The organism is Streptomyces sp. CA-179760 (genome assembly GCF_050937045.1).
In the GTDB taxonomy this organism is placed as follows: Bacteria; Actinomycetota; Actinomycetes; order Streptomycetales; family Streptomycetaceae; genus Streptomyces.
Map to the genome: position 1 here is coordinate 7,275,197 of NZ_JBNJLZ010000001.1, position 19,971 is coordinate 7,295,167.

A 19,971-nucleotide genomic window follows, 5' to 3' on the forward strand; every position below is an offset into this window, starting at 1 on the left:
CGCTCCACACCAAGGCCGCGGTCCGCGCTCGCACGACAGGAAGGAAGTGCGGTGAACGTGCCCCGCCGACAGGACGCGCGCAACGCCGAGGGAGCACGCCGGGACACCCCAGGCAAGGTCGTCACGACCAGGATGGGCGGCGCCGGCCCGATCACAGGCGCCCCCGTCGAGCCCACGCCGTGACCGGCGCCGCAGCCGGGACCGCCTCCAGACATCTCCTCGGATCGGCGGTCGCGGCGTCGGTGCTCGCCGCACTGACCGCGCTGGTGGCGTCCGGGAGCGACCTCGTCAGCGCGTTCGACGCCCGGTTCCGTGCAGGGGCCGACCGTGCCTTCGGGACGCCGGCCGGCTGGCTCGGCCCCGACGGGCCGGCCGACGCGGTCGGCTCGGCCCTGTTGGGGCAGGCCTGCTCACGGCGCTCGGCGTACTGCTGTACCGTCGCCGGCCCGGCGCCGCACTGTGGGTGCTCGTCGGCCTGACCGTGCAGTTCGCGGCGGAAACGGCACTCGAAACGCTGGTGGGACGGCCCATGCCGCTGCCGGCCGACGGCTCTCCCCCGACCCCGGGTACAGCTTCCCGTCCGGGCATGTGGCCTCCGCGACGCTCGTCCTCATGGTGCTCCTGGCCGTGCTGCGTAGCGGCACGCGAGTGTGGTGGTCGTGCCTGGTCCTGGGCTCGGCCCTCGTGGGGGCCGTGGGCGTCTCGCGCGTACTGGCAGATGCCCACCACGCCGCCGACGTCGCGGGCGGCGTCCTCCTGGGGCTCGTGGTCGGCTTCGCGGTCGCCTGGCGTGTCGACGTCCGCTCCCCGCACCTCTCCAGAAAGGAAACCTGATGAACAGCTTGGCCCGCCTGGCGGCCACCCCGTTGGGGAAGGCGGTGGGCATCACCCGGGACTACGTGTCGCGGATGTACTACGTCGTGGACGAGGTACCGCGCAGACAGCGCTTACGTCTGACCCCCGTGTTACTTGCCGTCGAGTACCTGGTCTATCGCGTCGACTCACTGGCGGAACGCAACTCGGAGGTGGACCTCGACGCCGAACGCACCAGCGACTACGAGGCGTTCCACACGTACAAGAAGGCCTTCGAGAAAGTCCTGCGGGCCCTCGGAGCATGGAGTGAGGATGTGGCCTTCCTGGTCGACGAGGCGGAGCGGTTCATCCGCTTGGAGAACGCCACCACGTCGCGCGGCACCGTCACCCGTCAGGACACCCTCGCCCTGGTCGAACTGCGGCCCACCGACGTACGCCTGCTGCGCGCCATGACCTTCGCTCTGCGCGGACGGACGATGGACCCCGCGACCCGGGACCTGCTCTGGCCGGTGGAAGTGCTCGCGGACATCGCGAACGATCTCGAACATTACGAACAGGACGTCGCCCAGGGCACCCTGAACGTCTACGCCGCCTTCGTGAAGCTCTACGGCGACAAGGCCGACACCGAACTGCGCCGCGAGGTCGAGCGGTACGAATCGATGTTCCTGGAACGCGTCTCGGCCCTGCCGCCCGAGCGGAGCGCGCAGGTCGCGGAGGTGTGCCGACGCCGCTATGCGGCGGCGGTGCGGCCGTTCCCCCGGATGATCACCCAGCCCCCGGCCCTCGCGTCCCCCGCGTCCCCGGCCCGGCCCACCGGCACGAGCCTGCGCAAGAAGGCCGCCATCGGCGCGGCCCTGGCCGCCGGCGCGCTCGCCGCAGCGGCGTACGGCCGTGGACGGCCCCGGCCGTCGCTCACCTCCTCATTGCTACGCACAACGAGAGGAAACACCGCATGAGCAGCGCGATGCGCCAGACCCCGGTCATGTTCAACCCGCTCTCCGAGGGGTTCATGGAGGACCCGCACCCCCACTACGCGGAGGTGCGGCGGCACGCGCCGGTGCACGAGCACCCAGGCGGCTTCTGGATGGTCTCCCGGCACGAGGACGTGGAGGCGCTGCTGCGCGCGGAGCACTCCGTCGACAAACGCAAGGCCCAGGGGTCCGGCGGCTCCGCACGCGCACCGCGTCTCAAGGGCCTCGCGCTGATCGACCTGGACCCCCGCACCACACCAGGCTGCGCAAACTCGTCTCCCAGGCGTTCACCCCCCGGGCGATGAGCGGCATCGAGCTGGTGGTGCACGACCTGGTCGACAAGGCACTGGACGATCTGGGCCTCGCCGGGGGCGGCGACCTGGTCGAAAAACTCGCGTTCCCCCTGCCGTTCGCCGTGATCACCCGGATCCTGGGGATGCCGGAGATCGACACCGCACGCCTGCGCGAGCTGACCGGCCTGCTGATCCGGCTGGGCGAGCCGGGTGGCGACTCCCGCTCGAAACAGGACATCGAAGCTGCCGACGCGGAGATGTTCGAGCTCGTGTCCGACGCGATCTCCCGCAAGCACCGGGAGCGCGGCGACGACCTGCTCACCGCCCTCATCGATGCCGAGGACGACGGTGACCGGCTCAGCCACGACGAACTGGTCGCCCAGGTCGCGATGCTCTACGTCGCCGGATACGAGACGACCGTCAACCTGCTCTCGGGCGGGATACTCGCGCTGCTGCGCAATCCCGACCAGCTCGGACTCCTGCGAGCCACACCCGATCTCGACCGGAACGCGATCGAGGAGCTGCTCCGCTACGAACCTCCGGTGCACCTCGCCCGGCGCATCACCCTGCACCCCCACCGGGTGGGCGGGCACGAGATCCCGGCCGGCTCGGTCGTCCTGGCAAGCCTGGCCGGGGCCAACCGCGACGAGGAGTTCTGGGGCCCGGACGCCGGCCAACTTCGGCTGGACCGCGAGAACGCACGCCGCCACGTCTCCTTCGGCGGTGGCGCCCACTACTGCATCGGCGGGATGCTCGCCCGTATCCAGGGAAGGATCGCCGTCGGAGGACTGGTCCGCCGCTTCCCCGGCCTGGAGCAGGCGGGGGAGGTCCGCTGGAACGGCCTTCTGAGTCTGCGCGGGGCCACCCACCTCCCCGTCAGCGTCTGATTGTCACGCCCTGCGCGGGCCTCTGGGGCAGCAGGCGATCCTGCCGCCCCAGAGGCCAGGACGGGGAAGTGAACGGCCAGGGGCAGGGCGGCGTGTACGCACGGCCGTATGCCTGGGAGAGTTCCGGCGGATTGGTTCCGCCACGACACGGCGGACGTGGTGGCTGTCAGATCGTCTCCGGGCGTTCCAGATGGTCGACGAGCAGGCTCAGTGCCCGCTCCACGGCCTGGCGGCGTACCTCGTCGCGAGTCGAGCCGGTGCTTGTGAACTCGTGGCTGACCGTGTGCTCCGCGTCGGAGACGCCGATGTGGACGAGGCCCACGGGCTTGCCGTCCTGGCCGGTGGGGCCGGCGACGCCGGTGGTCGAGAGACCGAGGGAACTGCCGAACAACTCCCGTACGCCGCGCGCCATCTGTTCGGCCGTCGCAGGGCTCACGGGTCCGTCGGAGGCGAGGGTCGCCTCGGCTACGGAGAGGACCGTGGCCTTGGTGTCCGTCGCGTAGGTGATGGCGCCGCCGCGGTAGTAGTCCGACGCGCCGGGGGTTGCGGTGATCGTCGCTCCGAGCATGCCGCCGGTGAGGGATTCCGCGGTGCTGACGGACAGTCCGCCGGCGCGGAGCAGCGAACCGAGCTGTGCCGCGATGTCCTCCAGTGTCACAAAGACTCCTCCGTTGCGGGGCCGCGCCGGGGGGTCCGTCGCCGCGAGTGCTCATTGAATCAACTCGGTACGCGGCGGAGTCGCGCCGTGCCGTGCCCCGGGAATCGCCAGGAGATTCCCGGGGGCCGGTACGTCTAGCGGGACAGGTTGCTGATGTTCACCGGGAGGAGGCTGGTGAGGGGGTTGAGGGTGTTGAGTGCGTTGGTGGTTCTGCTGAGGAGGTTGTTCTCGCTCGTGCTCACGGCAGTGCTGCTGGACCGGTCCCTCGTCTGCTCGCCCTGGTCGCCGGGGTCGGCGGCGTGAGCCGAGGTGGCAGTGGTCAGGGCGGCTCCAGCGAGAATCAGGGCGGCGAGCGTGCGTCGTGTGTTGGTCATGCACTGCTGAACGATGAAGGACCGTATGCGTAACTAGGCCAAAACGGCGCTACTCGGTCGTCCCGGTCGGTGCCGACCGGCGCGCCCGACCAGGACTCCCGGGTGCGGACCACGACGCTGTCGCCGTCCTCGGTGAAGGTCCATGCGCGCACGCCGGTGATGCCGTGCGCGGGACCGTCCCAGAAGCTGCGGTGCCGGGCGCCGCGCCACCCGAACGCCGAGCGGACGTACGCCTCCCCGGCGAGCACCCCCAGACGGTCCCGGCCGGCCACCGGCCGTCGGCACGCGGTACCCGCGGAACGATCTCCGCGCGGTCCATCACAGCCTTCATGGACCGGGTCCCGCTCCGTGGGCACCGCGTGCGCGTCGGTGGTCATCACCTGGACGGGTGTGCGCTGTACCCGTCAGCCGGAGAACGGGACCGCGTCGGCCGGGTCGGCGTGCCAGTTGGTGGCGACGGGCCTGTCGACCAGGGCGGTGTCGGGGAGGTCGAGGCTGACGGAGTTGGCCTCGTCGCCCGCGACGGACAGGTGGATCCGCTCGAACTCCTTGCCGTGGTCGTTGTTGGTGGTCTTGGGGTTGATGCCGGCGTACGCCCGGGTGGAGCCGGAGAGGACGACGTTCTCGCTGACGGCGTGCTCGGCCGGTCCCACCTCGGTGTCGGCGGCCGAGCCGAAGGACGCCGAGGGGAAGACACCCTTCAGGTAGCAGGTGACGCCCGGCTTGGCCTTGGCGGTGAGGAGGTAGTAGCCACCCGCCTGCGTCTGCGAGGTGAGCTTGAAGGTCAGGTCCTTGGTCACGCAGGCCCGCGCGGCGCTGCCTCGGCTTTCGGCGGTGGCGGTCGCGGTGGCGGTGGCGGTGAGGGCCACCGCCGCGACGGCGGCCAGGGCGAGGCGGGCGGGGCGGGCGGCAAAGCGCGAACGCATCGGTATCTCCATCGTGCAGAGGTGCGTCGTCCAGCGGCTGCTGGGACGACCGCAGCTTGTTCCGCGATCCGTCCCGCCCGCCACAGGTGGCGGTGATTGCGGGACGCCGGAATGCTGGAACGGGGTCTGACCAGCAGAGATGCAGGTGGCCTGGAACGGCGGTCTGGGACGGCTGACGTCCAACGAGGTGGTCGGTTCCAACGAGGAGGTCGGTCTCGTACGGAGTGGCCTCGGAGGCGGCGAGGCCTGATCCCCGTTTCCGCTCAGCGGCGCGGCTCCCAGCGGAACATGCGGGAAGCCAGCGCGATGGCGACGACGACCCAGCTCAGTGTGGGCGCCAGCAGGAGGAGCGAGTCCGCCACGGGGACGCCGCCGTTCCAGGCGTTGAGGACGAGCTCCGTGGCCGAGCCGCCGGGGAGCAGCCGCTTGAGCAGGGTGAGTTCCTCGGTGCCGCTGATCCCGACCCAGCTGGCGACGGCGATGGTGCCGAGGCTGACCGGCAGCGTGGTCACCTGGGCGTGCTCGGGGGAGTTCGTCAGTCCGGCCGTGGCCAGTCCCAGGCCGAGCATCATGACGATGGTCGAGAGGATCGCCGCCGCCAGGAGGGGAACATTGGCGGGTTCGCCGGCGACCGTGGCCAGGACGGCGAGGATCGCGACCACCTGGACCAGCGCCAGGACCGTGACCGGGAGCATCAGGCCGGAGAGGATGCCGGCGTCGCCCGCCGGAGTGGAGCGCAGCCGCTTGAGGAAGAGGTTCTGCCGGCGCGAGGCCAGAGTGGTCACCGTCGTCGTGTAGAGGCCGAACGCCCCCACGGTGAACACCACCACCGCCGCGATGTATCCGAGGCTGCCCAGGTCCGCGAAGACCTCGTGCCGGCGGATGAAGTACGCGCTGACCGCCGTGGGCATGATGAAACTGGTGACCAGGACCAGCCGGTTCCGGAAGATCTGGATCAGCTCGCCGAGAGCGATTGAGAGCATGGTGAAGGCCTTTTCCTGGGAGGTGCCGGAGGGGCGACCGTTCTTTGGTCGGGGGGCTAGTCGTTGGCGATGGCGCGGAAGACGTCGTCCAGCCGGGTCGGCCCGGCTTCGAGTTCCCGCAGCTCCAGCCCGCTGGCGTGCGCCCAGTCGAGCAGGGCGTAGAGGGTCTCCTGCAGGCCGAAGGTCTCGACGAGGAACCTGCCGTCACTCTCACGCGTGGCCGGCAGCGGCAGCGCCGGTGCGGTGGCCGGGAGGGAGAAGCGGACGGCGGCCGGCAGGGTCCGCGTCAGCTCGGCGACGGTCCCCTCCTGGTGGAAGGTGCCCTTGTGCATGAGCCCGATGCGATCGGCACGCGCCTGGGCCTCCTCCAAGTAGTGCGTGGTGAGCACGATGGTGGATCCGTCTTCGCGCAGTTTGTCCACGGCGTGCCACAGGGCGTCCCGGGACCGGATGTCCAAGCCGGTGGTGGGCTCGTCGAGGAAGATCAGCTCGGGCTTGCCGTACACGGCCGTGGCGAAGTCCAGACGCCGCTTCTCACCGCCGGACAGCTGGGACACCTTGGTGCCGGCCTTGTGCGTGAGGTCGACGATGTCGAGGACGCGTTCCACGCTGTCTCCGCGCCGGGAGAGCGTTCCGATGATCCGGACGGATTCCTTCACCGTCAGATCGGGGGAGAACCCGCTCTCCTGGAGCATGATGCCCATCCTTGGCCGTACGGCCCGCCGGTCGCGGGGGCTCCGGCCGAAGACCCGCACGGTGCCCGAGGTGGCCGCGCGGTGGCCTTCGACGGTCTCCAGGGTCGAGGTCTTGCCGGCCCCGTTCGTGCCGAGCAGCGCGTAGAGCTCCCCCTTGCGCACCTGGAACGACAGGTCCTTCACGGCGTGGAAGTCGCCGTAGCTGAGGTTGAGGCGTTCAACGTCGATGACTGGTGTCGAGGTCATGCGTCGATCTCAGCCGTCGTCACGCTCCTCCGGCAGTGCCGTGGCGTCATCGCCGCGGTATGACATTCCGGAGGGCGAACCCATGACGCGGTGTCACTGGTGCCGCTCATGACCAGCCAGAACACTACGGGGGACGCTGCTGTTCGACCCCGGAGCGCCCTACATGGACACCAGACCCCTGCGCATACTGCTGACGGCCAACGCGGCCGTCTTCCTCCTGGTGTGCGCGGTCTTCCTCGGCCATCACCTCGGCGTCGGTCTCTACCCTGACGACATGGAGTCCTGGCTCGAGAACCACCAGTGGCTGATGTGGGCGGCCGCGGTCCTCGCCGTGGCGAGCGCCTCGGCGATCCCGCTGCTCAGTGTGCGGACGCGGCGGTGAGACCACTGGACCGCGAGGGAACACGGGAACGGCTGCGCCGGCTGAACGTCATCACGATGGTCACCGTGAACGCCACTGTCGGGACCCTGCTGGTGGTGGTCGACGCCGGGACGTGGTGGGACGCCGTCATCCTGAGCCTGGGCGTGGCGGCGGCGCTGGTGGGCTCGGCGCGGTGGACGGCGAGCGGCATCCCGCGGATCGTTCTCCCGTGCCTGATCGTCACCGCGATGGTGTGGATCGCCGGGGTGCTGGTCCTGGGCGCCCACACGGCGTTCTACGGCATCTCCGTCCTGGGCCCCCTGTACGCGCCCAAGCTGCCGCGCCACCGCATCGTGGCCGCCGTCGCGCTGATCGCCTTCGTCGCCGCCGTGGGCGCGGCCCGGCTGCCGGTCGCACCGGCGGCTGTGCCGGACACCCTGCTCCTCTATGTCCTCATCCCGGCAGGCGTCATGGTCGTCGTGACCGGCGGCATGTTCGCCGGGCAGGTCTTCTACGACCTTGTGGAGGAGCTGGAGCAGTCACGGGAACGCGAAGCGGAGCTGGCCGTCGTCCGGGAACGTGTGCGTTTCGCCAGTGACCTGCACGACATCCAGGGCCACACCCTGCATGTGGTGAAGCTGAAGATCGCACTGGCCGAGAAGCTGGTGCGCAGCGACATCGGGCGGGTGGAGGAGGAACTGCGGGAGGTGCGCGCCCTGGTCGGCGACACCATCACCCAGACCAAGGAGCTGGCCTACGCACAGCGGCGGCTCAATCTGTCCGTGGAGCTGGAGAACGCGAAGAATCTCTTCGAAGCCGCGGGCATCCGCGTGCGGGTCGACCGTGAGGCCGAGGCCGACGAGCGGGTCAACGAGCTGCTCGGCCAGGTCCTGCGGGAGACGACGACGAACATCCTGCGCCATGCGCAAGCCACACAGGTGCGGATCACTGTCGCGGAGTCGGGCATCACCATCGTCAACGACGGCGCGGGCACGGCTCCCCTGTCCGGGCTCAGCGGACTGTCCACCCTCAGGGAACGCGTGGGCGACAACGGAGGTGAGCTGACGGTGGAGCAGTCGGACGGGCGCTTCCTCACGGCCGCGGCTTTCTCGTACGGGAGGACCGACCGATGACCACCGTGGTGCTCGCCGACGACGAGGCCCTGCTCCGCAAGGCGCTGGCGGCGTTGCTGAGCCTGGAAGACGAGATCGCCGTGCTCGCCGAAGCACAGGACGGCGAATCGGCGGTGCGGGCCACGCTCCGGCACCGGCCCGACGTGCTCGTCATCGATCTGGAGATGCCCGGTGTGGACGGACTGGGCGCCGTCGCGGAGATCCGCCGTGCCCGGCCGGAGCAGGTGATCCTCATGCTGACCCGCCATGCCAGGCCCGGCGTGCTCCGCAAGGCCCTGAGACTGGGCGTCCAGGGATTCGTCAGCAAGTCGGCGGAACCCGCGCACATCATGTCGGTCATCCACACCCTGCACGCCGGCAAGCGCTGGATCGACCCGGACGTCTCCGCGCTCGCCGTCGTCGACGACTGCCCCCTCACCGACCGGGAGATCGACGTCCTGCGCGTCACACGCGACGGCTATTCCGTCGCCGACATCGCCGCCCGCCTCCACCTGGCGGAGGGCACCGTACGCAACTACCTCTCGAACGCCATGCAGAAGACCCAGACCCGGACCCGGCACGAAGCGGCGCGTTACGCGCGGGAGCACGACTGGCTGTAGAGGCGGGCACCGCGAGAAGAGTCCGGGCAGTGCATGCTGTCGGCCCGGGGCTGCCGGCTCACCGTGGACAAGGCATCGGACCCGCGGGCCGAGCGGTTCCTGACCAAGTACGTTCAGGGCTCGCAGACTCCCGAGCCGGGCGCCGCCCGCACGAACGGACTGACCCAGTAGGTGCGCGTGTTGGTGAACTCGCGGATGCCGGCGGCGGCCAGCTCCCGGCCGTAGCCGCTGCGTTTGGTGCCGCCGAACGGCAGGCGGGGATCGGAGGCCACGACTGCGTTGACGAACGCCGCGCCGCTGGTGATGCGGCGGGCGACGTCGACGCCGCGGGCCGGGTCGGCGGTCCACACGCTCAGGCCCAGCCCGTAGGCCGTGGCGTTCGCCAGCCGGACGGCGTCCTCGTCGTCTCGGGCGACGGACAGGGCGGCCAGCGGGCCGAAGGTCTCCTCGTCGAAGGCGGCCATGCCCGGCCCGGTGCCGGCCAGCACGGTCGGCTGATAGAAGAAGCCGTCGCCCGGCACCGGCTTGCCGCCGGTCAGCAGGCGTGCTCCGGCCGCCACCGACTCCTCGACCTGCCGCTGGACCGCCGCGCGCAGGTCGTCCCGCGCCAGCGGGCCGACCTGAGTGTCCCGCTCGCGCGGGTCACCGAGGCGCAGGTCCTCCACGGCGTTCACGAACGCGGTGGTGAAGGCGTCGGCGAGGGCCGTGTGGACGATGAACCGCTTGGCGCACACGCAGCTCTGGCCGGAGTTGGTGAACCGGGCCTTGACCGCGGCCGCCGCGGCCTGGTCGACATCGGCGTCGGCGAGCACGACGAAGGCGTCCGAACCACCCAGCTCCAGCACGGACTTCTTCGCCGCGCGCCCGGCCGCCGCCCCGACGGCCGCACCGGCCCGGTTGCTGCCGGTGAGGGTGACCGCGGCGATCCGGTCGTCCTCGATGAGCCGGCCGGTGGTCTGCGGCACCTCCGCGTCCGCGATCAGCAGTGCGGTCACCAGGTGCTCGGGGAAGCCGGCTTCGACGAAGAGGTCCTGCAACGCGAGGGCGCTGCCGGTGACGTTGGAGGCGTGCTTGAGGAGGATGCCGTTGCCCGCCACCAGTGAGGGGACGGCGAAGCGCATGACCTGCCAGACGGGGAAGTTCCACGGCATCACGGCCAGCACCAGGCCGGCCGGCTCGTACGCCACCCAGGCCTGCGCGCCCTCGACGGCCACCGGCTCGTCGGCGAGGATGCCCGGGCCCTGTTCGGCGTAGAAGTCGGCGGTCAGCGCGGACTTCTCCACCTCGCCCGCGGCCTCGGTGACGGGCTTGCCCATCTCGGCCACGGCCAGGTCGGCGAGCCGGCCGGCGTGCTCGCGCAGTGTGCGTGCCAGGCGGGCGGCACGGGCGGCCCGTTCGGCGACCGGGACCAGGGCCCAGTCGCGCGACGCGGTGTACGCCCGCTCCACGGCGGCCTCGACCCGGGGGCCGTCCCACGTCTCGTAGGTGGCTGTCGGTTGCCCGGTGGCCGGGTCGACGGTGGTGATGACGCCGCTCATGCGGTGGGGGCCCCTCCCTTGTCGTGCTCCGAGAGGTGCTCGAAGGTCTCGCCGGTCGCGGTGATGGTGCGGGTGACGTCCCGGCCGCCGTAGACCCAGTAGATGCGCATGACGCCATCGCCGCGGTTGAAGAACCGGTGCGGGACGCCCGCCGGGACCCAGGTGGCCTGGCCGGCCTCCAGGTCGAAGAACTCGCCGTCGATCTCGGCGGTGGCCTCGCCCTCGACGATCAGCACCGACTCCTCGACGTTGTGACTGTGCAGGGGCAGGCCGGTGCCGGGCTGGAAGACGGTCTGGCCGGTGGTGATGACCGCCTTCTCGGAGTTCCACTTGCCGACGTAGGGGACGGTGGCGACACCGCCGCCGCGGTCGAAGCGTTCGACCTCGTCAGGGTGGACGATCAGGTGGTGGGTGCACATCAGAACGGCTCCGTTCAGGAATGGTGGAACAGGCGGCGGGAGAGGGTGTTGACCTGGCTGCCGGGGACGACGTACTTCGCCGCCGCCTCGCGCCAGACTTTGAAGTGGGGTGCGGCGCGGTGGGCCTCGACGGCGGCCTCGTCGTCGTACAGCTCGTGGAAGACGAAATGATGGTCGTCGTCCAGGTCGCACACGACGTCGAAGTAACGGCAGCCGGGCTCGTCGGTGAAGGAGCGCTCGGCGTTCTCCTCGATGGCTCGGAGGAAGTCGTCACGGCGGCCGGGGACGACCTGGAGGGACACGGTCAGCGCGATCACGCGGGCAGCTCCTGGGGGATGACCGGGGTGGGCAGGGGTACGGCCGTGGCGTCGGCGACACGGGCGAGGGAGGCCCAGGTGCCGTCGGCGAGGGTGATGCCCTCGGTCCGCAGCCGCTCGGCGGTGCGCGTCTCCGGCTCGCCGGGGACGAAGACCTCGGCCGCGCCCGGGGCGGTGGGGACGGACTTGGTCTCCTCGATCAGGGCCTCCATCCGCCGTCCGAACTCGGCCGGGTCGGCCATGGAGCGGATGTCGACGCAGATCAGCAGATGGCCCACGCCACTGCGGCCGGTCGGCCGGTAGGGGCCCACGACGCCGGTTCCGAACGCGCTGCCGGTGAGGACACCGGCCAGCACGTCGAACATGAAGGAGATGGCGTAGCCCTTGTGACCGGCCATCGGCAGGATCAGGCCCTCGATGGCGCGGCGCGGGTCGGTGGTCGGTACGCCGTCCGCGTCGGCCGCCCAGCCCTCGGGGATCGGCTCGCCGTGCTCCTCGGCGTGGTAGATCTTGCCGCGCGCCACGGCGGTGTTGGCGATGTCCATCACGACCGTGCCGTAGCGGCCGCCGGGCGCGGCGATCGACCACGGGTTGGTGCCGACCCGCTTCTCCCTTCCGCCCCACGGCGCCATCGCCGGGCTGGCATTGGTGGCCAGCAGTGCGACGCAGCCCTCCTCTGCCGCCTTGCGGGTGAAGTAGGCGGCGGTCCCGAAGTGCCCGGAGCCGCGGACCGCGACGGCACTGATGCCGTGCTCCCGGGCCCGCTCCACCCCCAGACGCGTCGCGCGATCGGCGAGCACCTGGCCCAGACCGTCGCGGCCGTCCAGGACGATGACCGCGCCGTTGTCGCTGACGACTTCCGGGGCGGCGGTCGCGGTGGTCGCCCCGGAGGCGACACGGGCGAGGTACCACGGCAGACGCAGCACGCCGTGCGACGGGTGCCCCCACAGTTCCGCGGTCACCAGCGTGTCCGCGAGCAGACGGGCGTCCTCGGCAGGAACGCCGTGGGCTTCCGTGGTGGCCGCGGCGAATCGAAGCAGATCCGCCGCCGCGACGTTGTAAGGCATCAGGGGCCTTTCGCCTGCGAAGGGTAACGGTGTCTTGTATCCACTCCTGTATACAGTAAATGGTCGCGACTGGGGAACCAGGAGTCCGCGAACGCGTGTGTCCCCGCTCCGGTGCCGGAGCGGGGAAGTCAGCCGACGACGCCGAGCTGAACCTCGCCGCCGAAGGCGAAGTCCTGTGCGGTCAGGCTGTCGATGAGGGCCTGCAGTGTCTGCGCCAGGTGGTGGCGGCAGGCCGCCGACGCGGCCTGTGCGTCGCCCCGCGTGATCGCCTTGAGCATGGCGCGGTGCTCCTCCAGCGACGTCAGCATGCGCCGGGGGCCACTGTGCGACAGATGCCGCAGCCGCACGGTCTGACTGCGCAGGTCGCCGATCGTGCGGGCGAGGTAGGGGTTGCGGCACGCCGCGATGACCGCCTGGTCGAACCGCTCGGCCAGATCGTAGAACCCCTGGTAGGCCCGCTCCTGCTCGGTCGCGCTCAGTGGCCGGAAGGCCGAGTCGAACTCGTCCAGCCGTTCCAGGAGTTCCCGGAACGGCGCGAGCGTCTGCTCTCGGGCCGCGCCCGCCGTCGCCACCGAACCGGCCGCCTCCGGCTCCAGCAGCATCCGGAAGTCGAACAGGGCGCGCACCCCGCCCAGCGAGATCCCCGCCACGCGGGCCACCTCGCCCGGCACGAAGTCCACCAGCCCTTCACGGGCCAGCCGCCGGATCGCCTCGCGCACCGGGGTCCGGGACGCCCCCAGCTCCTCCCCGAGCTGGATCTCGCTCAGCTTCGCTCCGGGACGCAGGCGCAGCGACTCGATGTCACCCTTCAGCCGCTCGTACACTGCTTCGCTCTTGCCGGTCGCCCGGACCATGACACTCCCTCGTCGCCAGACCGCACCTCGTCCTGTATACAGCCTATAGCGGCGAGGGCCGGTCAGCGGGCGACATAGCCGCCGTCGACGGGAAGGGCGACACCGACGACGAAGCCGGCGCCCGGGCTGCACAGCCACAGCAGGGTCTGGGCGATCACGTCGGCGGTGCCGAGCCGGTTGATGGGCTGGTCGGCCTCGGCTCCGGTCCGGCCGAGCTCGCCCTTGGCGATCATGCCGCTGACCATGGGGGTGTCGATGGTGCCGGGGCCCTCCGGTCAGGCCGCCCGCGACGGCGACGCCGCCGACCGCGGTACCGGTGGCTATGAACGTGCGCCGGCTCGGAGCCGGGGCGGGGTCACCGGCTCCGGTGGGGGTGGGGCAGTGGGCTCGGGGAGTTCAACAGACAGGCGTCGCCTTCGCATCACCTTGGCAGCGGGCTGGTCGGTCGGGATTCCGGCCCCACCAACACCACGCGTGGCAGGGAGAGTTTCGTCCCGCTTGCGGGCTCCGGTGGGCGCCGCCCGTCGTAGGCGCCGGCACAGATAGGCATCGCCTATACGGGGCATCGATGGACCCCCGACGAGGTGCTGTCCCTGGTCCGCAGCGGTGCCTGCGAACTGGGGCTGCTGGGCAGTGCCGCCCCGGTGCGGCCGGCCGGGCTGGACGTCCTGCACGTCGAGGACCAGCCGTTCGTGGTGGTCGCCGTCCCGGGCGGGGTGATCGAGGACGACGTCACGATCCGCCCTGGGGACCTCGCCGGGCAGAAACTCATCGCCTCCCGTACCGGCAGCCTGATGCGCGGCATCGTCGACGACATCACCGCGGGCGGCACCGGCACCGAGATCGTGACGGTCGTGGACCACCGCACCTCGATCCTGCCGTTGGTCCTCACCGGGGTGGGCGTCGCGGTCCTGCCGTCCTCCTGGACTCGGCTGGCCCGCCGCTGCGGTGCCGTGGTCGCGCCCATCGAGCCGACCGCTCAACTCCACGTGGCGATGGTCAGCCTGCCCGCGCACCTCACGCCGGCCGCGCGCGCCTTCCTCGCCCTCACCGGATCGCTCGCGCGGCGGCGGGCGGCACACGACGCCTGATGCGCGACGCGTGACCGATCGGCCGCGCCTATACGTCGCATCGGAACCAGGTCTTGGACGCCGTACGAGCGCCCTGTGTCGACTCGCAACCGATCCCGTCACAGCGAGCCAGCGAGCCGGAGGCCCCCATGACCATCGCAGACCGTACGTCCCGTATCGCCGCCATTCCCGCCGACGGCGTGGGCAAGGAGGTCGTCGCCGCCGGGCGCACGGTCCTGGACGCCCTGGCCGCGGACTCCGGCGGAGCCTTCGCCTTCGAGTGGGAGGAGTTCCCCTGGGGCTGCGCCCACTACGAGCGCACCGGCCGGATGATGGACGAGGACGGGCTCGACCGGCTGAAGGACTTCGACGCGATCTACTTCGGCGCCGTCGGCTGGCCCAACGTCCCCGACCACATCAGCCTGTGGGGCCTGCGCCTCAAGATCTGCCAGAGCTTCGACCAGTGGGCCAACGTCCGCCCCGTGCACTTCCTTCCGGGCGTCGTCAGCCCGCTGCGCAAGGCCGACGACACCGAGCTGGACTGGGTCGTCGTCCGGGAGAACAGCGAGGGCGAGTACGCCGGGCTCGGCGGGCGCAACCTCGGCGGTCGCGGGCCGGGCGGCGAGGTCGCCGTGCAGTCGGCCCTGTTCACGGAGGTCGGCTGTGAACGCATCATGCGCTTCGCCTTCGACCTGGCCCGCACGCGCGGCCGTCGCAAGGTGTCGTCGGTGACGAAGAGCAACGCCCAGCAGTACGGCATGGTCCTATGGGACGACGTCTTCAAGCGGGTCGCCGCCGACTACCCGGACGTGGAGACCGAGAGCGTCCTGGTCGACGCGATGTCCGAGAAGTTCGTCCTGCGCCCCGAGGACCTGTCGGTGGTCGTGGCCTCGAACCTGAACGCGGACATTTTGTCCGACCTCGGCAGTGCCCTGGCCGGCAGTCTGGGCCTGGCGGCCAGCGCCAACCTCAACCCGGAGCGCCGCTTCCCGAGCATGTTCGAGCCGGTGCACGGCTCCGCCCCGGACATCGCGGGCCAGGGCCTGGCCAACCCGATCGGCGCGGTCGGCAGCGCGGCCCTGACGCTGGAGCACTTCGGCCTGCCGGACCAGGCGGCCCGGCTGCGGAACGCGATCGAGGCGACCACGGCAGCGGGCATCCTCACCCGCGACGTCGGCGGCACCGCCGCCACGGAGGACGTCACCAAGGCCCTCATCGATGCCCTGACCATCTGAGTCGGCTCGAATCACCCGCAATCGCGAGACTCATCCGCATCGCTCCGCTAGCATGTTCGAGCTTGTGACGAGCGCCCTCATAGTCCTTCTTCACCGGAAAACAGACTAAAAAATTGATACCCATGGCATCGCGGTTGTTTGCGCGAATAAGCAGCAGGACGACGTTCGCCGCATGGCGTCAACCGCGAGTGCTGCTATGGGCCATCGCGGGGGTGGTCACCCTCGGCTTCCTCATCGCGCTGGAGATCGCCGCGCGTCGCTACGGAGTGCCGGGGCCGATCACCTGCCAGGTGCAAGAAGTGATACTCCCTCCCAAATCGGGCTGGTTGCTGTATGCCTGCCTGGCCATGGCGCTGATCGTTCTCAACCGGCGGCAACGGTTCATCGCGGTCGGCATCGCGGTCGGCATCGACGCCGTCTTCCAGTTGGTGCGGTGGGCGATCGGCGCTCCCTTCCTGGCCGAAGGTCACCCGTTCGGAAACGGTGCGTTGTGGGTGATCCTGGGCATCGCGGTCATGGCCGTCACACGCCGCACCGGCGCGGACCGCGTCCTGCTGCTGAAGGGTGTCGGGCTCGGCCTGCTGCTGGTGGCCGGCCGTAAGGTCGGCGACACCTGGCTGCTCATCACGTCGGAGACCCAGCCGACGGTTCTCGACCAGTACCTGGCGTCCGCCGATCACGCGCTCGGCAACCCGTCGTGGCTGGTGGGCCGTCTCGTCACGGCGACCGGCCCGGTCGGCACCGGGTTGCTCGACGTCGTCTACGCACAGCTCGCGGTGGGCGCGGTCGTCGTCGCGCTGTACCAGCTCCGCAACGTGGCCGCCGAGCGCCGCTTCCCGCAGCATCATCTGGTGCGCACGTTCCTGGTGATCGGCCTCCTCGGACCGGGCATCTACATGATCTTCCCGGTGGTCGGGCCGGTCTACGCCTACGGCGCCGACGGCGGGCACTGGGCGCTGGCCAACCTGTGGCCCGAACTGCCGCCGCCGATCGGAGCCCCGCAGTCGATGCCGTTCGACGGGATCACCCCGCGCAACTGCATGCCCAGCCTGCACACGGCATGGGCCGTCGCGATCTACCTCCACTCCCGCCGGGGCCCGCGCCTGCTGCGCCACGGGGGCACGTTCTGGCTGATCGCCACGCTCGCCGCCACGCTGGGCTTCGGCTACCACTACGGCGTGGACCTCGTCGCCGGCGTGGTGTTCACGCTCACCATCGAGGCGGCCCTGCGGGCCCAGGCGCGCGGCTGGGACCGCTCGGGAATCCAGCTGGTCACGTACGGCACGGCGGTGTTCGCCGCGCTCCTGGTGTCCTACCGCTATCTGCCGGTGGAGATGGCCGCCCACCCGAAGCTGTTCGGACCCCTCCTCATCGCCTTGATGGCCTCCGTGATCTACGGCTACATACGGACCACCCGGGTGTGGGAACCCGGGCCCGCACCGATGCCGAAGCCGGAACCGCAGCCCGAACTGGTCTGACCGCCGGACGGCCTTTCGTCACGCGCCCCGCAGGTCGGCGGCGAGTTCGTCACGCCAGTGGAGGGAGAGCCGCCGCTGGAGGACCGCCTCGGCGGCGACGGGCAACGGGAGCAGGAGGAAGGCCCGTAGCGCGTCGGCGGCGTCTCTTCGCGCGAGCCATGCGGTGAGGTCCTTCCCGGACACGGGTCCGCTGTCGCCGTCGGACAGCATCGTCCTGGTCGCGTGGACCTCCGCGACCAGGGTCCGCATCCGCACGGCCAGGGGGTCCTCCTGGGCGCAGTCGACCGGCAGGCCGCGCCGGACCCGGTCGAGGGCCTCGGTCACCTCCGGGTGGGTGTCGAGGTGCGTCTCGGCCGCCAGCCGGGTGACCTGGGCCGCGACGGCCGTGCGCAGTCGCCGGTGCGGGGTGCGCTCCACGAGTCCGGCCAGGTCGAAGTCCCTTACATACGCCCCGGGTTCACGCTCCGGCAGGTCGTCCAGGAGGGGCAGCAGCAGAGCGCTGGTCAGCTCCGTCGGCCCTTCCTCGTCCGGGTGGTAGGCGATCTTGAACTCCTCCTCCAGGACGGCCAGGAAGTCGGTGTAGGCGGCGGTGGAGCCCGGCCAGAGGTCCACACCGAGACGCCGCGCCCACGGTCCGCCGGCGTGGTTGCCCTCCCGTGGTGACATGACGCGCCGGGTGTCCTCCTCCGGGCCCGGCACCCCGTCCTCCGCGAAGGTGAGGGCGACCTCGGGGCCCTGCCGGGTCAGGACCACCACCCGGGTTCCGGCGGACAGGGCGCGCAGCACCTCGGGCCGGGCGAACTGCGCGGCCCCGCCCTCGATCGTGGCGTACGCCCACCCGTCGACAGCGCCCGCACGGGCCAGGGGCCGGTGGGCGGCCCACGCCGACTCCACGGCCCGCTGGGCCTGCCGCCGGTCGCGCGGCCGGACGGTGTCGGGGATCGCGCCGAGCCGGCGCAGCATCTCGGCCGGGGACAGCCCCGCGGCGAACGCCACGTCCGGCTGGTCCGGGAGCGGTTCGCGGCGCGGCCGGCCTGTGCGGACGAAGAAGAGTCTCTGCGTCCCTGCCTCGGTGACGCCCTGCGCGGCACCTTCGGCGTGGTTCGGGAAGACCGGGCTCTGGGGAAACGGCGGGTCCGACTCCGGCTCGGTCAGCGTGGTGGCGTGGGTGAGCGGGGAGACCGCGTCGGCGGGCACGGTTCTCTTCTCCTCCCACAGCAGCTTTCCGTCCACGGCGAGGGGGGTACGGCCGAAGAACGGCAGGCCCTGCTCCAGGGCATCCGCGAAGTCCGCCAGAACGTGGCGCAGCGAGGGCCAGTGCGCGGGGGAGAGCATGTCCTCCTCGAAAGAGCGGCCCACCTGGCCGTGGTGGGGCCCGGGCCGGCAGGAGACGAACAGGCTGTCCGAGGACCTCCCGGCGATGCCCAGCGTGATGGGCAGCCGGTCCTCACGGACCTCCGCCGCGACGCTTCGGAGGAATGTCGTGCTCCGCACGATGTCCGCGACTGCGGACAGCGGCCCGTGATACGTCAACTCCAGAGCGGCACCGCCGGGTTCCACCCCGTCATGGCACCGCAGTGACGCCACCAGGTCGGGAGGGAATGCCACCCCGAGCGAGCGCTCGGCCGCCTCGACGCCGGCCTCGGCCGCCGGCGGGCGCAGGGTGGCACGGGTGAGGGGAGCGTGCCGGGTCAGCCAGGCGTCGATGCGGAGCCAGGACTCCTCGACGGCGGGGATGCTCATGGCAGCGGACCCTACGCCGGGCCACTGACAGTGCCCTGCCGATTCCGGGGCGGCAGGGGCGTAATCCCGCCGAATTTGTGTGCGGGGGCACGGCGAGGTGAGCGGGGCGGCAAGCGGCGGAACAATGGTGAGTGAGGGCCTGGCGAGTTTCCAGGGCAGGTTTCGGCGAAGCGTTCCGCAGGCACGCTCCGCCGCCGGGCCCGCGATCTTCGGACCGGCGCGAGCGCGCCGAAACGGAGGACCGACGCATGGCCACACCACTCACCGCCGCCCGGCTCGTCGCCGCGTTGAAGGCCGAGGGCTGCGCCGTCCACGAGGTCGGCGGCTGGCGTACCAACAACCGTAATCACAAGGGCCCCTGGGGCCCCGTGCACGGTGTGATGATCCACCACACCGTCACCGGGCCGAGCACGGACGTCGTCGGGTTGATCTACCACGGCCACAGCGCCCTGCCCGGCCCGCTCGCCACCGGGTGCATCACCAAGGACGGTGTCGTCCACCTGACCGGCAACGGCCGGGCCAACCATGCCGGCGGCGGCGACGGTGACGTGCTGAACGCCGTCATAGGCGAGTCGTACGGCACGTACCCTCCGGCGACGCATGAGCACGACGGCTCGGCCGGCGCGGTCGACGGCAACGCCCGGTTCTACGGCTGGGAATGCGAGAACAAGGGCGACGGCAAGGACCCGTGGCCGCGCGAGCAGTACCTCGCCATGGTCAAGGCCACCGCCGCGGTCTGCCGCGCGCACGGCTGGGGCCACAAGAGCGCCATCGGCCACCTGGAATGGAGCGACTGGAAGGTCGACCCGCGCGGATTCGACATGGCCGACTTCCGCCGTGATGTCGCCGACGCCCTGGCCCTCCCGGCGGGCCGGTGGGAAGGAGAGGACCCCATGCCCCACTACGTCAACTTAGGTGTCGCCGGGGAGTACGAGCTCGCGCCCGGCGCCTGGGACTCGGTCGAGTTCACCACGGAGTGGACCGACGAGACCGGTCACCACGCCACCGGCGGGAGCGTGTTCGCCCGTGGCCCGGCCCGCTTCAGCGGGACCCTCAGCCTCCAGATCGACGGTCTTCCGGCGGGCGCGGTCGTGCAGGCGCGCATGTCGGAGTACGAGGGCGACGAGCACCACGCGGACCACCCGATCCACGAGATCACCGGGACCGGCGGCGGCAGCTTCGTCGTCGTGCCTCTGACGAAGCGGCTCGCCTCCGGTCGGAGTATGCGGGTGCGGCTGCTGAGCCAGGCCGCCGTGCCCGTCACTGTCGCGAACGCGGTGCTGACCGTGCTGGTGTGGACGGAGGCCTGAG

The 19,971-nt window shown here is 71.1% G+C and carries 25 protein-coding genes and 2 pseudogenes; 14 read left to right on the plus strand and 13 right to left on the minus strand.

Annotation, left to right across the window (positions count from 1 at the left end):
• Positions 1-57: 57 nt before the first annotated feature.
• Genes ACQEV8_RS33125 through ACQEV8_RS33150 form a run of 6 tightly spaced genes read left to right on the plus strand, consistent with a single transcriptional unit; the run spans position 58 to position 2,964 of the window.
• Positions 58-183, plus strand: coding sequence for a hypothetical protein (locus ACQEV8_RS33125; RefSeq protein ID WP_432967548.1), 126 nt, complete (start codon positions 58-60; stop codon positions 181-183).
• Positions 180-479, plus strand: coding sequence for a hypothetical protein (locus ACQEV8_RS33130; RefSeq protein ID WP_432967551.1), 300 nt, complete (start codon positions 180-182; stop codon positions 477-479). Before ACQEV8_RS33125 ends, ACQEV8_RS33130 begins: the two co-directional genes overlap by 4 nt.
• Positions 460-834 (plus strand): phosphatase PAP2 family protein, encoded by a 375-nt coding sequence (locus tag ACQEV8_RS33135; protein ID WP_432967554.1) that lies wholly within the window; start codon positions 460-462, stop codon positions 832-834. Before ACQEV8_RS33130 ends, ACQEV8_RS33135 begins: the two co-directional genes overlap by 20 nt.
• The gene (locus ACQEV8_RS33140; RefSeq protein ID WP_432967557.1) at positions 834-1,769 is read left to right on the plus strand and encodes a hypothetical protein; all 936 of its coding nucleotides are present in this window, start codon (positions 834-836) and stop codon (positions 1,767-1,769) included. The genes ACQEV8_RS33135 and ACQEV8_RS33140 overlap by 1 nt, the downstream gene beginning before the upstream one ends.
• Entirely contained in the window at positions 1,766-2,089 is a 324-nt protein-coding gene (locus tag ACQEV8_RS33145; protein WP_432967560.1) for a hypothetical protein, read from the plus strand. Before ACQEV8_RS33140 ends, ACQEV8_RS33145 begins: the two co-directional genes overlap by 4 nt.
• A complete protein-coding gene (locus ACQEV8_RS33150; protein ID WP_432967563.1) occupies positions 2,086-2,964 on the plus strand; it encodes a cytochrome P450 in 879 nt (292 codons plus the stop codon). The genes ACQEV8_RS33145 and ACQEV8_RS33150 overlap by 4 nt, the downstream gene beginning before the upstream one ends.
• Positions 2,965-3,130: 166 nt before the next feature.
• Here ACQEV8_RS33150 and ACQEV8_RS33155 read toward each other — a convergent pair whose 3' ends face one another.
• The 6 genes from ACQEV8_RS33155 to ACQEV8_RS33180 all read right to left on the minus strand — a co-directional run bounded on the left by ACQEV8_RS33155 (position 3,131) and on the right by ACQEV8_RS33180 (position 6,846).
• Positions 3,131-3,622 (minus strand): CinA family protein, encoded by a 492-nt coding sequence (locus tag ACQEV8_RS33155; protein WP_432967566.1) that lies wholly within the window; start codon positions 3,620-3,622, stop codon positions 3,131-3,133.
• 134 nt (positions 3,623-3,756) lie between these two features.
• The gene (locus ACQEV8_RS33160) at positions 3,757-3,996 is read right to left on the minus strand and encodes a hypothetical protein (RefSeq protein ID WP_432967569.1); all 240 of its coding nucleotides are present in this window, start codon (positions 3,994-3,996) and stop codon (positions 3,757-3,759) included.
• Complete coding sequence (locus ACQEV8_RS33165) at positions 3,993-4,373, minus strand: hypothetical protein (RefSeq protein WP_432967572.1); 381 nt, start codon at positions 4,371-4,373, stop codon at positions 3,993-3,995. Before ACQEV8_RS33165 ends, ACQEV8_RS33160 begins: the two co-directional genes overlap by 4 nt.
• A 27-nt stretch (positions 4,374-4,400) precedes the next feature.
• Positions 4,401-4,922, minus strand: coding sequence for a DUF4232 domain-containing protein (locus tag ACQEV8_RS33170; protein WP_432967575.1), 522 nt, complete (start codon positions 4,920-4,922; stop codon positions 4,401-4,403).
• Between the two features lie 263 nt (positions 4,923-5,185).
• Positions 5,186-5,905, minus strand: coding sequence for an ABC transporter permease (locus tag ACQEV8_RS33175; RefSeq protein ID WP_432967578.1), 720 nt, complete (start codon positions 5,903-5,905; stop codon positions 5,186-5,188).
• Between the two features lie 56 nt (positions 5,906-5,961).
• The gene (locus ACQEV8_RS33180) at positions 5,962-6,846 is read right to left on the minus strand and encodes an ABC transporter ATP-binding protein (RefSeq protein ID WP_432967581.1); all 885 of its coding nucleotides are present in this window, start codon (positions 6,844-6,846) and stop codon (positions 5,962-5,964) included.
• Positions 6,847-7,009: 163 nt separating this feature from the next.
• Between ACQEV8_RS33180 and ACQEV8_RS33185 the strand changes: the two genes are divergently transcribed.
• From ACQEV8_RS33185 to ACQEV8_RS33200, 4 genes and pseudogenes are all read left to right on the plus strand, one after another.
• Positions 7,010-7,228, plus strand: a complete 219-nt coding sequence (locus ACQEV8_RS33185; protein ID WP_432967584.1) for a hypothetical protein — start codon at positions 7,010-7,012, stop codon at positions 7,226-7,228.
• Entirely contained in the window at positions 7,225-8,340 is a 1,116-nt protein-coding gene (locus ACQEV8_RS33190) for a sensor histidine kinase (RefSeq protein WP_432967587.1), read from the plus strand. The genes ACQEV8_RS33185 and ACQEV8_RS33190 overlap by 4 nt, the downstream gene beginning before the upstream one ends.
• Positions 8,337-8,939, plus strand: a complete 603-nt coding sequence (locus ACQEV8_RS33195; RefSeq protein WP_432967590.1) for a response regulator — start codon at positions 8,337-8,339, stop codon at positions 8,937-8,939. The genes ACQEV8_RS33190 and ACQEV8_RS33195 overlap by 4 nt, the downstream gene beginning before the upstream one ends.
• 24 nt (positions 8,940-8,963) lie before the next feature.
• Positions 8,964-9,110, plus strand: a pseudogene (locus ACQEV8_RS33200) (DUF3105 domain-containing protein); the annotation flags it as partial.
• On the opposite strand, the gene ACQEV8_RS33205 reads toward ACQEV8_RS33200, so the two are convergent.
• The 6 genes and pseudogenes from ACQEV8_RS33205 to ACQEV8_RS33230 form a co-directional block, all read right to left on the minus strand.
• Positions 9,053-10,477, minus strand: coding sequence for an aldehyde dehydrogenase family protein (locus tag ACQEV8_RS33205; protein ID WP_432967593.1), 1,425 nt, complete (start codon positions 10,475-10,477; stop codon positions 9,053-9,055). The pseudogene ACQEV8_RS33200 and the gene ACQEV8_RS33205 sit on opposite strands and share 58 nt — an antisense overlap.
• On the minus strand, positions 10,474-10,896 hold the full coding sequence (locus tag ACQEV8_RS33210) for a cupin domain-containing protein (protein ID WP_432967596.1): 423 nt from the start codon (positions 10,894-10,896) through the stop codon (positions 10,474-10,476). The genes ACQEV8_RS33205 and ACQEV8_RS33210 overlap by 4 nt, the downstream gene beginning before the upstream one ends.
• A 14-nt stretch (positions 10,897-10,910) precedes the next feature.
• Entirely contained in the window at positions 10,911-11,213 is a 303-nt protein-coding gene (locus ACQEV8_RS33215) for a putative quinol monooxygenase (RefSeq protein WP_432967599.1), read from the minus strand.
• The gene (locus ACQEV8_RS33220) at positions 11,210-12,280 is read right to left on the minus strand and encodes an Ldh family oxidoreductase (protein ID WP_432967602.1); all 1,071 of its coding nucleotides are present in this window, start codon (positions 12,278-12,280) and stop codon (positions 11,210-11,212) included. The genes ACQEV8_RS33215 and ACQEV8_RS33220 overlap by 4 nt, the downstream gene beginning before the upstream one ends.
• A gap of 128 nt (positions 12,281-12,408) precedes the next feature.
• The gene (locus ACQEV8_RS33225; RefSeq protein WP_432967605.1) at positions 12,409-13,134 is read right to left on the minus strand and encodes a GntR family transcriptional regulator; all 726 of its coding nucleotides are present in this window, start codon (positions 13,132-13,134) and stop codon (positions 12,409-12,411) included.
• Between the two features lie 62 nt (positions 13,135-13,196).
• Positions 13,197-13,400, minus strand: a pseudogene (locus ACQEV8_RS33230) (SDR family oxidoreductase); the annotation flags it as partial.
• A 318-nt stretch (positions 13,401-13,718) separates the two neighbouring features.
• On the opposite strand from ACQEV8_RS33230, the gene ACQEV8_RS33235 reads away from it, so the two are divergent.
• From ACQEV8_RS33235 to ACQEV8_RS33245, 3 genes are all read left to right on the plus strand, one after another.
• Positions 13,719-14,225: a LysR family transcriptional regulator substrate-binding protein gene (locus ACQEV8_RS33235; protein ID WP_432967608.1), complete on the plus strand. Its 507-nt coding sequence runs from the start codon at positions 13,719-13,721 to the stop codon at positions 14,223-14,225.
• Between the two features lie 128 nt (positions 14,226-14,353).
• Entirely contained in the window at positions 14,354-15,439 is a 1,086-nt protein-coding gene (locus ACQEV8_RS33240) for a tartrate dehydrogenase (protein ID WP_432967611.1), read from the plus strand.
• Positions 15,440-15,630: 191 nt separating this feature from the next.
• Entirely contained in the window at positions 15,631-16,917 is a 1,287-nt protein-coding gene (locus ACQEV8_RS33245; protein WP_432973172.1) for a phosphatase PAP2 family protein, read from the plus strand.
• 18 nt (positions 16,918-16,935) lie between these two features.
• Here the strand turns inward: ACQEV8_RS33245 and ACQEV8_RS33250 are convergent, their stop codons facing one another.
• The gene (locus tag ACQEV8_RS33250; RefSeq protein ID WP_432967614.1) at positions 16,936-18,660 is read right to left on the minus strand and encodes an SMI1/KNR4 family protein; all 1,725 of its coding nucleotides are present in this window, start codon (positions 18,658-18,660) and stop codon (positions 16,936-16,938) included.
• Positions 18,661-18,908: 248 nt separating this feature from the next.
• Here ACQEV8_RS33250 and ACQEV8_RS33255 point away from each other — a divergent pair, with 248 nt between their 5' ends.
• A complete protein-coding gene (locus tag ACQEV8_RS33255; protein ID WP_432967617.1) occupies positions 18,909-19,970 on the plus strand; it encodes a peptidoglycan recognition protein family protein in 1,062 nt (353 codons plus the stop codon).
• The last annotated feature ends 1 nt before the right edge of the window (position 19,971 follow it).